Source organism: Microbacterium sp. NPDC028030 (assembly GCF_040637855.1).
Classification (GTDB): Bacteria; Actinomycetota; Actinomycetes; order Actinomycetales; family Microbacteriaceae; genus Microbacterium.
The window spans coordinates 505,769-519,467 of record NZ_JBEZXF010000002.1 but is presented as its reverse complement, the minus strand read 5'-3'; the positions used below and the strand labels follow the sequence as shown (position 1 = coordinate 519,467).

Here is a 13,699-nt window from a genome sequence, read left to right as displayed (position 1 = left end):
CATGCACCTGCTCGAAGCACTGATCCTGGGCATCGTCCAGGGACTCACCGAGTTCCTCCCGATCTCGTCCAGCGCGCACCTGCGCATCCTCGGCACCTTCCTCCCTTTGGGAGAAGACCCGGGAGCAGCGTTCACGGCGATCACGCAGATCGGCACCGAGGCCGCCGTGGTGGTGTTCTTCTGGCGTGACATCGTGCGCATCATCACGCAGTGGTTCCGTTCCCTGGTCGGGAAGACGCCGCGCACCGACCCGGATGCGCGGATGGGGTGGATGATCATCATCGGCAGCATCCCGATCGTCGTGCTCGGGCTGCTGTTCCAGGACCAGATCGAGACCGTGTTCCGCTCGATGTGGATCGTGGCGATCATGCTGATCGTGTTCGGCATCCTGCTCGGGGTGGCCGACTACGTCGGGGCGAAGCGTCGCAAACTCGACGACCTGACGTACCCCCACGGCATCGCGTTCGGGTTCGCCCAGGCGCTCGCGCTGATCCCCGGTGTCTCCCGATCGGGCGGGACCATCACGATGGGGCTGTTCCTCGGCTACGAGCGCGCCGCCGCCGCCCGTTACGCTTTCCTGCTCGCGATCCCCGCGGTGTTCGGCAGCGGCTTCTACCAGGTGTTCAAGAGCTGGGACGAGCCGTCGTTCTTCTCGTTCGGCGACACCCTCGCGGCGACAGGCATCGCCTTCGTGGTAGCCCTGGGGGTCATCGCGTTCTTCATGAACTGGATCTCGAAGCGGAGCTTCCTGCCGTTCGTGATCTACCGGATCCTGCTCGGCACGGTGCTGCTGGTTCTGCTCGGCACCGGCGTCATCGCGGCCTGAGGCCCCTCAGCGCTTGCGGTCGCCCGGACCGTCGTCGCGCCGACGGAGGTAACGCTCGAACGCCTGGGCGATCGCGTCACCCGAAGCTTCGGGGGAGTCCCACGTGTCTCGTGTCCGTTCCAGCTGACGGATGTACTCCGCCATGTCTTCGTCCTCTGACGCCGCGGCGTCGATCGAGGCCTCCCACGCGGCGGCCTCGGTGCGGAGCGCGTGGCGGTCGACGTCGACCCCGGTGAGTTCCTCGAGGCGGTCGAGAAGCGCGAGCGTCACCTTCGGAGAGGGCGTCGCCGAGGCGACGTAATGCGGCACGCTCGCCCACAGACTCGCCGTGGGGATTCCCGCGTTCTCGGCGAAGTGCTCGAAGACGGTGAGGATCCCGACCGGACCCTCGTAGAGCGAGCGCTCGAGGCCGTGGGCTTCGCGAACCTGCTCGTTCTGGCTGGACGCGAAGATCGAGATCGGGCGGGTGTGGGGGACGTCGGAGAGCATGGCGCCGAGGGTGACGAACCCGGTGATGTCGTCGCGGAGCGCGACATCGATGAACTCGGAGGCGAACGCCTGCCAGGTGCGCGCAGGCTCGGCGCCGGTCAGCAGCCAGAACTCCGGACCGGGCCCGGGATCGCGTGGTCGCCAGAGTCCGGCCTCCGGCCATCTCAACTGACGCCGGCCCTCGGCATCCATGCGGGTCGAGGGGCGCGTGTACTGGTAGTCGAAGTACAGCTCGGGATCGACCGAGTGCACCAGGTCGTAATCCGACGCGGCACGAAGTGCCTCGACCGCACCGCTGGCTGCTTCCCCTGCATCGTTCCAGCCGTCGAAGGCGGCGATGACGATGCGCGGACCGAGAACATCCATCGAGGGCTCCCTTCGAGATCGCGGACGTGATCCTTCCAGGCTAGTCCGCGACGGCGGGATGCGGGCGGTGCCCCGGCTAGCATGGGTTCAGTGAGCAGAAAGCCCAGCGCAGTCCTGTGGGACATGGACGGAACACTCGTCGACACCGAGCCGTACTGGATGGCCGCCGAAACGGCACTCGTCGAGTCTTTCGGCGGAACCTGGAGCCACGAGGATGCTCTGCAACTGGTGGGCAGCGGGCTGCTCGACAGTGCCGCGATCCTGCAGAAGGCGGGCGTCACGATGGACGCCGTGGCGATCGTGTCGCACCTGACGGATGCGGTGCAGGATTCGCTGCGCACTCAGGGCGTGCCGTTCCGACCGGGTGCGCGGGAGCTGCTGCGCGATCTGCGCGACGAGGGCATACCCACAGGCCTCGTGACGATGTCCCTCCGCCGGATGGCGTTGAGCGTGGTCGACCTGATCGAGTTCGAGGCCTTCGACATCGTGGTGGCGGGTGACGACGTCGACAATCCCAAGCCCCACCCCGAGCCGTACCTCCAAGGTGCCGCGCTCCTCGACATCGACATCACGGAGGCGATCGTGATCGAGGACTCGCCGACCGGTGTCCGTGCCGGCATCGCCTCGGGAGCGCTCACCCTGGCGGTGCCGCACATCCTGCCGCTGGAGCACCTGGGAGCGCACGAGCTCTGGACCACCCTCGCCGGGAGAGGCGCCGAAGATCTCACCGGCCTCTTCGACCGGGTGACCACCCAGACAGGAGCCGATCGATGAGTGATTCCGCCACGCGCGGCCCGCGCGGCCCCTTCCGTGTGGGCGATCGCGTCCAGCTCACCGGGCCGAAAGGGCGCCTGCACACCGTCACCCTCCGTGAGGACGGCGAGCTGCACACGCACCAGGGGGTCCTTCGTCATCGCGACCTGATCGGGCTCCCGGACGGTTCCGTCGTCGCCAACAGCTCGGGTCACGAGTACCTGGCTCTGCGCCCACTGTTGCGGGACTTCGCGATGTCGATGCCCCGCGGCGCGGCGATCGTCTACCCGAAGGACGCGGCCCAGATCGTGATGCAGGCCGACATCTTCCCCGGAGCGGTCGTCGTCGAGGCCGGGGTCGGATCCGGTGCGCTCTCGCTCGCACTCCTGCGCGCCGTGGGGTCGGCGGGGTCGCTGATCTCCTTCGAGCGACGCGAGGAGTTCGCCGACGTCGCACGTGGCAACGTCGAGACCTTCTTCGGCGAGCAGCCGGACACGTGGCGCGTCGTCGTCGGCGACCTGGTCGCCGCACTCCCGGAAGAGGTCGGCGTCGGCTCGGTCGATCGCGTCGTGCTCGACATGCTCGCCCCGTGGGAGTGCATCGACGTCGTCGCCGAGGCGCTCACGCCGGGGGGCGTCGTCCTCTGCTACGTGGCGACAGCCACCCAGCTCTCCCGAGTCGCCGAGTACATCCGGGGCACCGGCCTCTTCACCGACCCCGACGCCTCCGAGACGATGGTCCGCGGCTGGCATGTGGAAGGACTCGCGGTACGGCCCGATCACCGGATGGTCGCCCACACCGGCTTCCTGCTCACGGCGCGGAGGCTCGCGCCGGGTGCAGTCGCACCGTCGGTGAAGCGCCGTGCTTCCAAGAGCAGCTACGGCGACGAGGATGTGGAGGCGTGGACTCCAGGGGCTGTCGGTGACCGTGAGATCAGCGACAAGAACCTGCGCAAGCGCGCACGGGAGGCGGAGAAGGCCGCGGAGGGGGCGCGCCTGGCAGCCGCTGCGCGCGATTCGAGGCACACGACGGAATAGACTGGAGCGCGTGCGTAAAACGTCCGCCGTTCTGGCCTCCCTCAGCCTTGCCGTTCTCGCCCTGACCGGGTGCACTGCCGCAGGGTCCGACAGCAGCCTGACCTGCGACCGCGGTGACGGTTCGACCGAGATCCGCGACGCCGTCACGATCGACGGTGAGGTGGGGTCCGCCCCGGACGTCAGCGTGTTCAGCCCGCTGCATCTGAAGAAGTCGACCTTCGCCGACGCCACTGTCGGCGACGGGCGGACGATCGTGGATGACAACCAGGCGATCGTCGCCGAGATCTCCATCTTCAGCGGGGAGACGGGCAAGCAGGTGTTCGCGACGTCGTATGACGAGTCCAAGGGCCAGGTCTCCACTGCCGGCTACTGGGCCACGCAGTCGCCGGGGCTCGCCACGGTCTTCGAATGCGCGACGGCGGGCTCCCGGATCGTCGTCGGCCTGACGCCGGACGACTTCGGCGCGAACAACCTCGAGGGTTTCGGCCTGGCAGCAGACGACAACGTCGTGTTCGTGATCGACGTCGTGGATGTGTTCCTCTCGCGTGCTGAGGGTGCTCTCCAGTTCAACGACGCGAAGGGCATGCCCACCGTCGTGCGGGCTTCCGACGGCACGCCAGGCGTCATCATCCCCGACAGCGCCGCTCCGGAAAAGCAGGTCGAGCAGACGCTCATCAAGGGCGAGGGCGAAGAGGTGGCGGCCAGGCAGGTGCCGCTGCTGAACGTCATGGCGGTCGGCTGGGACGACAAGAAGGTCGTGACGAGCACCTGGGGCCAGGGACCGACGGGCGACCTGTCGTCCGCTCCGACCGTCGCCGAGGCGATCGTCGGCAAGACGGTCGGCTCACAGATCCTGGTCGTGACGCCCGCAGGCGACTCCGGTCCCGCCGTCGCCTATGTGGTCGACATCTTGGGCGCGGTCACGGCGCCGACGCAGTGATGGCCACCCGGATCCCCGCGGAGGAGCGCCTGACGAATCTCGTCGTGGCGCTGATGGCCACGGAGATCGGGCTGACGAAGCAGCAGATCCTCGACAATGTCTCCGGGTACCGCCAGCGCGCGGATGCCGGAACGCGGTCCGACGCGCTCGAGAAGATGTTCGAGCGCGACAAGGACGAGTTGCGAACCCTCGGAGTGCCCATCGAGACCATCGGGGATGCGGCCGACCCGAATGACCTCCGCGAAGCCCGTTACCGCATTCCCCAGGCGGAATACGATCTCCCGAGCGACATCGAGTTCTCCCCGGCAGAACTGGCGGTGCTGCGACTCGCCGGCAGCGTCTGGAGTGCGGAGTCCGTCTCCGGGGACGCACAATCGGGAGTCCGCAAGATCCGTGCTCTCGGCATCGACGGCGACGAACCGATTATCGGCTTCGCCCCGCGTATCACTGCTCGTGACGCCGCCTTCGCACCGCTGCAGGACGCCATCGAGCGATGCAGAGTCGTCACGTTCGACTATCTCAAGCCGGGAGAGGACGCCCCTCGGCGTCGCAGGATCCGCCCGTTGGCACTGCTCGACTATGAAGCCCGTTGGCACGTGTTCGGCGTGGACGTGGATATCGACGAGGACCGCACCTTCTTGCTCAGTCGCATCGTCGGCGATGTCAGGGTCACCTCGACGCCCTTCGACTCCGCCCTCAGGGATGGGGCGGGGGAGAGGGCTCTCTCCGGTCTCGAGCGTGTCGCTGCCGAGAACTCCGCGCTGCTGGAGGTCACCCCGGGCACCGAGGCCGCGCTGCGCCTCGGCAGGCGTGCCACATCGGCGGCGCAGGGCATCCGTGTCGCCTTCGTCGATCTGCATATCCTCGCCGACGAGCTCGCCTCCTACGGTCCCGAGGTCCGTGTCGTGGAACCGGAACCTCTGCGTGAGGCCGTGATCGCCCGCCTCCGGGCCGTCGTTCAGACGCACACCGACCCGGAAGGCACGCGATGAGTACGAAGTCGAAGCCGCTTCTCGCAGCGGATCGCGTCCGGCTCTACCTGACCCTCGTGCCGTATCTCCTCGAGCACGGACAGGTGTCGCTCGCCGAGGCTGCTGAGGAGTTCGGCGTCACCCCGCAGGAGATGCGGGGGATGGTGGAGAAGCTCACGGTGATCGGACTCCCCGGCGAGGCGGGCTATTGGCAGCAGCCCCAGGAGATGTTCGACATCAACTGGGACCTTCTCGACCTCGAAGACGTGATCGAGATCACGAACGACGTCGCACTCCGCCGCGTTCCCCGGTTCACGGCGCGTGAAGCCGCCGCGTTGCTCGCCGGTCTGCAGATGGTCGCAGCAGTGCCGGCGGTCTCGGACTCCGGCCTCGTCGCCGGGCTGATCTCGAAGCTGTCCCGGGGCGCAGCCGATGCGCCCGCGGATGTGGTCGTGGCGCCCAGCGCCGTCGATGAAGTCCGGGAGGCGGTCGCGCGAGGTCTGCATGAGGGTGTCGCCATCTCGTTCACTTACCAGGCGCCTGACGCCGCTCCGATGACCCGCACCGTCGACCCGATTCAGATCCTCATCACGAACGGTCAGTGGTATCTGCAGGGGTGGTGCCACATGCGACAGGCCATGCGGACGTTCCACCTCGACCGGGTCAGCGAACCGACGCTGACCGAGATCCCGATCACGCACGGCGGCGACCAGGTCCCCGAGGCGTTCGCCGGCCTGGGCGACGAGCGTGAGGTCACGGTGCGCGTCGCCGAGCGGCTGGCTCCGCTGCTGAGCGGATTCGTACCCACGGAGACGATCGACGTCGTCGACGGCGCTGTCACCATGAAACTCCATCTCGCGGATCCGCGCGGCGTCAAGCGGCTCGCCGGCCGTTTCGGCGGCGCGATGGAGGTCCTCGATCCTGGCATCGCCCGCTGCGCGACGAGAGAGTGGGCCGCTTCAGGACTCGCGCTCTATCACCGACCCGATGCAGAGAATTGATCTGTAGACTGAACCGAACGCTCACCGACGACGGGAATCCTGACATGTTCGCTGGAATGCAAGGCTGGCACCTCCTCATCGTGCTCGCCGTGATCCTCCTTCTGTTCGGTGCCGCCAAGCTGCCGGCACTGGCGAAGAGCATGGGCCAGTCCGCCCGCGTCTTCAAGGGCGAGATGAAGGCGATGAAGGATGAGGACGCGTCTCGCGCCGACTCGACCGCCGTGGATCCCACGTCGGTCAAGGACTCGGGCGCAGACCCTGAGACTCCGCCTCGCGCCTGACCGGCCGTGGCAGCCATCGAACCGACCGTGATGCCGAAGGCGGATCGGGATCGGCGGATGTCGCTCGGCGCGCATCTCGTCGAATTGCGCAAGCGCCTGATGTACGCGGCGCTGGCGTTGGTCGTCGGAATGGTCGTCGCGTTCATCGTGGCGGATCCGGTCATCCACTTCATCACCGAGCCGATCCGCATCATCACCGAGAAGCGCGGCGATGACTTCAGTGCACTGAATTTCGGCACCGTCACGGCCGCCTTCGACATGCGCATGCGCATCGCGTTCTCGATCGGCCTGTTCATCTCCGCCCCGGTCTGGCTCTGGCAGATCTGGGCGTTCATCATGCCGGGTCTCACCCGCAAGGAGATCCGATACACGATCGGCTTCGTGGTCGCCGCAGTCCCGCTCTTCTTCGCCGGCTGCTACCTGGGCGTGATGATCATGCCTCACGTGATCGAGCTCATGTGGAGCTTCACGCCCGACGGGGCGACCAACTTCTACTATGCGCAGGAGTACTACGACTTCGTCTTCAAGTTGATGATCGTCATCGGCGTCTCCTTCGTGCTTCCGGTGTTCCTTGTCGCGCTGAACCTCGCCGGAGTCATGTCGGGGCGCGCGATCCTCAAGGGTTGGCGCATCGCGATCATCATCGCGACGGTGTTCGCAGCGCTCGCGACCCCCGCGGCCGACGTGGTCAGCATGCTGATGCTCGCAGGAATCCTGATCGTGCTCTTCTTCGCGGCGGCGGGGCTCTCGCTGATCTTCGACCGACGCAAGCGCAAGCGCGACGAGGCGACCGGGCTGCTGCCGGATCCGGTATGACCTCGCCTTCCGACAGGTACGCGCAGGCGCAGCAGTCAGCCGAGCATCCGGAGTCGACGGCCTTCGCCGCGCTGCAGAAGTTCCAGCTCGATCCCTTCCAGATCGCCGGATGCCACGCCTTGGAGAACGGGCGCAGCGTGCTCGTGGCCGCACCCACGGGCGCAGGGAAGACGATCGTCGGCGAGTTCGCCATCCACCTCGCGATGCAGACGCCGAACGACAAGGCGTTCTACACGACTCCGATGAAGGCGCTCTCGAACCAGAAGTTCCGTGAACTGGTCGAGGTGTACGGCGCCGATCAGGTGGGTCTGCTCACCGGTGACACCAACATCAACGGCAACGCGCGCATCGTGGTGATGACCACCGAAGTGCTGCGCAACATGATCTACGCCGACTCGGCGGCACTCCGCGACCTGCGGTTCGTGGTCATGGATGAGGTCCACTACCTCGCCGACCGCTTCCGGGGTGCCGTGTGGGAAGAGGTCATCATCCACCTTCCCCCGCGGGTGCGGCTCGTCTCGTTGAGCGCCACGGTCTCGAATGCGGAGGAGTTCGGCGACTGGCTCGACACGGTACGCGGCGACACCGAGGTCATCGTCTCCGAGGTCAGGCCCGTGCCGCTCGAACAGCATGTCCTCGTGCGGGACGACCTGCTGCCTCTCTTCGACGACCGCGCCGGGCTCGCGACCGCGCAGGTCAATCAGGAGTTGATGCGCATCCGGTCGTCGACCGGCTCGAACTACGACAACAACCGTCAGGCGCAGTCGTACCGCAGCGCGAGGCACGCAGGGCGCCAGGCTCAGAGACCGCCGCGCGGCGGTCGGCGCCCGGTCCGTGCAGCCAACGCCCGCCGCATCGAGCGGATGGACCGTCCGGAGGTCGTGCACCTGCTCGAGCGTGCGAACCTGCTGCCGGCGATCTTCTTCATCTTCAGTCGCGTGGGCTGCGATGCGGCAGTGCAGCAGGTCCGGCGTGCGGGCCTCCGATTGACCTCGGCGGAGGAGCGCGCGGAGATCCGCGAGATCGTCGAAGACCGCACCAGGACGCTCCAGGACGAGGACCTGGACGTCCTCGGCTACTGGGAGTGGCTGGACAACCTCGAACGGGGTGTTGCTTCGCACCATGCCGGTCTGCTTCCCGCATTCAAAGAGGTCGTCGAGGAGCTCTATCAGCGCAAGCTCGTGAAGGTGGTCTTCGCCACCGAGACGCTCGCTCTCGGCATCAACATGCCGGCACGCACCGTCGTCCTCGAGAAGATGGAGAAGTTCAACGGCGAAGCGCGTGTCGCCATCACGTCGGGGGAGTACACCCAACTCACGGGACGAGCGGGGCGGCGGGGGATCGATGTCGAGGGCCACGCGGTCGTGCAGTGGTCCGAGGGGATGGACCCGCAGGCCGTGGCCGCACTCGCGTCACGTCGCACGTATCCGCTGAACTCGAGCTTCCGGCCGACCTACAACATGGCCGTGAACCTGATCGACATGTTCGGCAAAGCCAGAGCACGGCAGATCCTCGAATCGTCCTTCGCGCAGTTCCAGGCCGACCGCGCGGTCGTCGGGCTGGCGCGACAGGTGCGCGAGGCCGAGGAGTCCCTTGCCGGCTACCAGAGCGCGATGGCCTGCGACCATGGGGACTTTCCCGCGTACGCGGCCATCCGTCGCGAGCTGAGCGATCTCGAGAAGAAGAACAGGCAGGACGCGAACGCCCCTCGGGCGGCACGGGACAAGCGGATGAAGCGCATACAGACTCTGCGCACGCAGATGCAGCGTCACCCGTGTCATCGCTGCCCCGACCGCGAGGCGCATGCCCGGTGGGCCGAGAGGTACTGGAAGCTCAAGCGTCAGACCGATCGGACGCGGCGCCAGATCGAGACCCGGACCGGAACGGTGGCTCGGGTCTTCGACCGCGTCGTGGAGGTGCTCGAAAGCCTGGACTACCTCTCCGAGCGCGACGGAGAGACCACCCTGACGGATGCCGGACGCACGATGCGTCGAATCTACGGCGAGCGAGATCTCCTCGTGGCCGAATCGCTTCGGCAGGGGCTCTGGGCCGGCCTCGATGCGCCGTCGCTCGCAGCGATGGCGTGCTGCCTGGTATACGAACCTCGACGCGACGAGGCGAATACGGGGGAGCGTGGCCTTCCCCGAGGGGCGTTCCGCTCCGCCTACGAGAAGACCACGACACTCTGGGCCGAGCTCGACGACCTGGAGCAGGATCATCATCTTCCCGGCAGTGAACCGCTCGCAGCGGGTCTCGCCGGTGCTATGCACAGCTGGGCGCGCGGCGGGATGCTCGAACGGGTGCTGATCGACGCCGACATGGCGGCAGGCGACTTCGTGCGGTGGGCGAAGCAGACGATCGACCTGCTCGATCAACTCTCGATCGTCGCGGAAGACGCAGCGCTCGCCCGTACCGCCCGCAGCGCACTCGACGGCGTCCGGCGCGGCATCGTGGCGTACTCGTCGATGTGAGAAGGATGACGATGCCGGACTCCCGCGCGCCACAGCGCGTCATCCTCCCGCTGTGGGCGGCAGTTCTGAGCGCGGCCCTCGCCGCCGTGATGATGGACTCCGCATACCCGGAGGCGGCCGTCTGGGTGCTGGCGTTCCCGGCCACGGCGCTCCTGCTGATCGCCCTGATCGGACGACGCCTGGGAGGAGCGCTGCTGGTCGGACTCGCGTACGGCATCGTGTTCTTCGCGCTTCTGGTCTCCTGGACCTCCCGTTACCTCGGACCGATCCCGTGGGCGGCGCTGAGTGTCGTGGAGGGCACCCTCACGGCGCTCGGCCTCATCCCGATCGCGCTCGCCTACCGCTGGCTGCCCCGCGCTTTCCCCGGCACCGCGGGACGCCTTCTCGGGCTTCCCGTGACTGTGGCGGCCCTGTGGGTCGGGCGAGAGCTGTTCGTCGGCTCCTGGCCCTACGGAGGCTTCCCCTGGGCCCGTATCGGGATGAGCCAGGCCCAGAGTCCGCTCGCGCCGATCTCGTCGTGGCTGGGAGTGAGTGGACTCAGCTTCCTCATGGTGCTGTTCGTCGCGATGGCGGTCGAGGTCGTGCGTCTGCGCGCGTGGCGTCGGCCGCTGCTGCTGGTGACTCCCGCCGTGCTCGTGGCGGTGCTGCTGCTCACCCCGCTGTACCCCACCGCTTCGGCAGGATCCATGCGCATCGCGGCGGTGCAGGGGAACGGGCCGACCGGGTATTTCGATGAGCGCGAGCCGTTCGCTGTGGTCGACGCCCAGACCGAGGCGACGGCTCCGCTGTACGGGGACGATGTGGATCTCCTGGTCTGGCCCGAGGGATCACTCGACAGCGACCCGTTTCAGGACGAGCGGATGGGTCGGCGCCTGACTCTGGTGTCGAACCGTATCGGCGCGCCCGTGCTCGCCAACGCGGCGACCGGCCGGGACGGGCTGTACTTCAACACGTCGATGCTGTGGCAGGACGACGGCACAGCGGATCAACTGCACGACAAGCGGCACCCGGTGCCGTTCGGAGAGTACGTGCCGGATCGCGCCTTCTTCAACGCCCTGGCGCCCGACCTGATCGGTCTCATCCAGCGTGAATACACGCCGGGCTCCAACCCGCCGACCGTTGAAGTCGATGGTGTCGCCATCGGACTGGCGATCTGCTTCGACGTCATCTACGACGATGTGATCTGGGAAGGTCTCGGTGACGGCGCTGAGGTGCTGGTGTTCCAGACGAACAACGCCGACTTCCGCGGGACGGACGAGAACCTGCAGCAGCTGGCCTTCGCACGGATGCGCGCGATCGAGACCGGACGCAGCGTCGTGAACGTCTCGACCGTCGGCACCAGCCAGGTGATCCGCGCGAACGGCACCACGGTGACAAGCCTGGACGCAGGAGAGGCCGGGGCGATGCTCGAGGATGTCGAGCTCCGCTCCGGCCTCACGGCTGGTGTGGTTCTGGGGCCCTGGGTCCAGCAGGTGCTGCTGTGGGGCGGGCTGGGCGCGCTGGCGGTCGGGTGGTGGCGCGCCAGGAGGCGCTAAGCCCCGATCTTCTCGCGGGTCGGGTCTTCTCCGGCACCTCGGCGGGCCCGGATGAAGGCGAGTCGCTCCTCGAGAAGCTCTTCGAGCTCCGCGCGGGTGCGACGCTCCATGAGCATGTCCCAATGCGTTCGTGCTGCCTTCTCGTCGCTCGCCTCGAGCGTCACGGCCTGGCCGTCGACGTTCAGACGTGCTTCTGCACCGCAGGCGCGGCACTCCCAGGTCTGGGGCGGTTCGGCGTCCGCCGCGAACATCAGGTTCGTGACGTGGCCGCAGGTGTCACAGGTGTAGGTGGTCTCACGGCGCTCCATGAAAACGACGCCCTCTTCGCTCTGTAGGCTCTGGGCGCCGAGTCGGATGCCGCGCAGGCTGCGATCTGCCATTTTGTGGTCCTCTCGTCGCTGTCAGGTATAACGCTCCAGCCTGTGCGCTTCATCCACGCGGGCGGCTTCTCGGCGGAATTCACAGCGGAATCCCAGCGCCGGAGGTTATGGGGCGCGTCGGCGTCAGAGGGCGGGGAAGGCGCGCAGCGCGACGTCGGCGCGATCGGTGACGATCCCGTCCACACCGGATCCCACGAGTCGGTGCATGTCGTCCGGATCATTCACGGTCCAGACGTGGATCTCGACCCCGAAACGGTGCGCGGCGCGCACGAGGGCAGGAGTGAGCACTCTGATGCCCGAGTGGCGTTCGGGGATCTGCAGCGCATCGATCTCCCGGAGGATGCCCGCGGGGGAGAGGTGCAGAGCCGAATACGCTCGCAGCGCGGCGATCGTGCGGCTGCCACCGGAGGTGGCAGGCCGGAGCGAAGCGCCTGATCTGCGTACAGCGTCGAGGGTCGCACGGCGGTTGGCATCGGAGAAGCTGGTGATGAGGACGCGGTGCGTGTGCTCAGCGAGTATCGGACCGAGCGGCTCGGCGGCGGCGGGGGTCTTCACATCGATGTTGAATCTGACCTCTGGGAACGACGCGAGGGCCTCCGCGACCGTGAGCAGACCTCCGTGGTCGGCGAACGTCGCGCGGAGCTCCCGCGTGCCGACCTCGCGAACGGCACGGGCGTCGCCGGTGAGGCGTTGGAGCGTGGCGTCGTGGAACAGCACGACGTCACCGTCCGCCGTCACCTGACAGTCGGTCTCGATGAACTCAGCTCCGGCGGCGTGCGCAGCCCCGAACGCTGCCGCCGAATTCTCCCAGACGCCGGAGTCCTCGCCCGCCGCAGTGATCAGACCGCGGTGGGCGAGGACTCGGGGGTGCCGTGCCTTGGAGAAGTACGGGTGCGTCACGCGCCCGGCAGCGTGTTCGTCGGGCCTTGGCCGGGCTTGGGCGTGAAGGCGCTGCCGATGCCCTTGAGAGCCTCCGTCAGCTCGCTCGGGATGATCCACAGCTTGTTGGACTGCCCTTCGCTGATCTTCGGGAGCATCTGAAGGTACTGGTACGCGAGGAGCTTGTCGTCGGGTTCACCCTGGTGGATGGCGCTGAAGACGTTCTGGATCGCCTCCGCCTCACCCTGCGCGCGAAGGACCGCAGCCTGCTTGTCTCCCTCGGCGCGGAGGATCTCCGCCTGACGAGCGCCCTCGGCCTCGAGGATCGCGGACTGCTTGGTGCCTTCGGCGGTGAGGATCGCGGCGCGACGATCACGTTCGGCTCGCATCTGCTTCTCCATCGAATCCTGGATGGAGATGGGCGGGTCGATGGCCTTGAGCTCGACCCGACCGACGCGGATTCCCCACTTGCCGGTCGCCTCATCGAGCACCACGCGGAGCTGACCGTTGATGTTGTCGCGGCTCGTCAGCGCTTCTTCGAGGTTGAGCCCACCCACGACGTTTCGCAGCGTGGTGGTGGTGAGCTGTTCCACGGCGCCGAGGTAGTTCGCGATCTCGTACGTCGCGGCGCGCGCGTCGGTGACCTGGAAGTACACCACAGTGTCGATCGACACGACGAGGTTGTCCTCCGTGATGACAGGCTGCGGAGGGAACGACACGACCTGCTCGCGCATGTCGATCAGCGGCCGCAGGCGGTCGATGAACGGCACCAGCAGGTTCAGTCCGGGGGTGAGCGTCTTGTGGTAGCGACCGAGACGCTCGACCACGCCCGCAGTGGCCTGCGGGATGATCCGGATCGCACGCGCGACGGTGACCACCACGAAGATGAGCACCGCGATCGCGAGGATCCATCCGATCGCAGCGGGGATGAACGAGGCATCGTTCATGGGTGGC

The 13,699-nt window shown here is 67.3% G+C and carries 14 protein-coding genes; 10 read left to right on the top strand and 4 right to left on the bottom strand.

Annotation, left to right across the window (positions count from 1 at the left end; translation table 11 throughout):
- Position 1: 1 nt before the first annotated feature.
- A complete protein-coding gene (locus AB0E56_RS11340; RefSeq protein WP_359798985.1) occupies positions 2–826 on the top strand; it encodes an undecaprenyl-diphosphate phosphatase in 825 nt (274 codons plus the stop codon).
- A 6-nt stretch (positions 827–832) separates the two neighbouring features.
- On the opposite strand, the gene AB0E56_RS11335 is transcribed toward AB0E56_RS11340, so the two are convergent.
- On the bottom strand, positions 833–1,681 hold the full coding sequence (locus AB0E56_RS11335) for a PAC2 family protein (protein WP_359798983.1): 849 nt from the start codon (positions 1,679–1,681) through the stop codon (positions 833–835).
- A gap of 90 nt (positions 1,682–1,771) precedes the next feature.
- On the opposite strand from AB0E56_RS11335, the gene AB0E56_RS11330 reads away from it, so the two are divergent.
- Genes AB0E56_RS11330 through lnt form a run of 9 tightly spaced genes read left to right on the top strand, consistent with a single transcriptional unit; the run spans position 1,772 to position 11,486 of the window.
- Positions 1,772–2,455: an HAD family phosphatase gene (locus tag AB0E56_RS11330; protein WP_359798981.1), complete on the top strand. Its 684-nt coding sequence runs from the start codon at positions 1,772–1,774 to the stop codon at positions 2,453–2,455.
- A complete protein-coding gene (locus AB0E56_RS11325; RefSeq protein ID WP_359798979.1) occupies positions 2,452–3,471 on the top strand; it encodes a tRNA (adenine-N1)-methyltransferase in 1,020 nt (339 codons plus the stop codon). Before AB0E56_RS11330 ends, AB0E56_RS11325 begins: the two co-directional genes overlap by 4 nt.
- 10 nt (positions 3,472–3,481) lie before the next feature.
- On the top strand, positions 3,482–4,411 hold the full coding sequence (locus AB0E56_RS11320; RefSeq protein ID WP_359798978.1) for a hypothetical protein: 930 nt from the start codon (positions 3,482–3,484) through the stop codon (positions 4,409–4,411).
- A complete protein-coding gene (locus AB0E56_RS11315; RefSeq protein WP_359798977.1) occupies positions 4,411–5,403 on the top strand; it encodes a WYL domain-containing protein in 993 nt (330 codons plus the stop codon). Before AB0E56_RS11320 ends, AB0E56_RS11315 begins: the two co-directional genes overlap by 1 nt.
- Positions 5,400–6,383 (top strand): WYL domain-containing protein, encoded by a 984-nt coding sequence (locus AB0E56_RS11310; RefSeq protein ID WP_359798975.1) that lies wholly within the window; start codon positions 5,400–5,402, stop codon positions 6,381–6,383. Before AB0E56_RS11315 ends, AB0E56_RS11310 begins: the two co-directional genes overlap by 4 nt.
- Positions 6,384–6,427: 44 nt before the next feature.
- Positions 6,428–6,664, top strand: a complete 237-nt coding sequence (gene tatA, locus AB0E56_RS11305; protein WP_359798973.1) for a twin-arginine translocase TatA/TatE family subunit — start codon at positions 6,428–6,430, stop codon at positions 6,662–6,664.
- Between the two features lie 57 nt (positions 6,665–6,721).
- Entirely contained in the window at positions 6,722–7,480 is a 759-nt protein-coding gene (tatC, locus tag AB0E56_RS11300; RefSeq protein WP_359800054.1) for a twin-arginine translocase subunit TatC, read from the top strand.
- On the top strand, positions 7,477–9,951 hold the full coding sequence (locus tag AB0E56_RS11295; RefSeq protein WP_359798972.1) for a DEAD/DEAH box helicase: 2,475 nt from the start codon (positions 7,477–7,479) through the stop codon (positions 9,949–9,951). The genes tatC and AB0E56_RS11295 overlap by 4 nt, the downstream gene beginning before the upstream one ends.
- Before the next feature lie 11 nt (positions 9,952–9,962).
- The gene (gene lnt, locus AB0E56_RS11290) at positions 9,963–11,486 is read left to right on the top strand and encodes an apolipoprotein N-acyltransferase (RefSeq protein ID WP_359798970.1); all 1,524 of its coding nucleotides are present in this window, start codon (positions 9,963–9,965) and stop codon (positions 11,484–11,486) included.
- Here lnt and AB0E56_RS11285 read toward each other — a convergent pair.
- The 3 genes from AB0E56_RS11285 to AB0E56_RS11275 form a co-directional block, all read right to left on the bottom strand.
- Positions 11,483–11,866, bottom strand: a complete 384-nt coding sequence (locus AB0E56_RS11285; RefSeq protein ID WP_029263398.1) for an RNA polymerase-binding protein RbpA — start codon at positions 11,864–11,866, stop codon at positions 11,483–11,485. The genes lnt and AB0E56_RS11285 overlap by 4 nt on opposite strands.
- Before the next feature lie 123 nt (positions 11,867–11,989).
- Positions 11,990–12,766 (bottom strand): glycerophosphodiester phosphodiesterase family protein, encoded by a 777-nt coding sequence (locus AB0E56_RS11280; RefSeq protein WP_359798968.1) that lies wholly within the window; start codon positions 12,764–12,766, stop codon positions 11,990–11,992.
- Entirely contained in the window at positions 12,763–13,692 is a 930-nt protein-coding gene (locus AB0E56_RS11275; RefSeq protein ID WP_359798966.1) for an SPFH domain-containing protein, read from the bottom strand. The genes AB0E56_RS11280 and AB0E56_RS11275 overlap by 4 nt, the downstream gene beginning before the upstream one ends.
- Between the last annotated feature and the right edge of the window lie 7 nt (positions 13,693–13,699).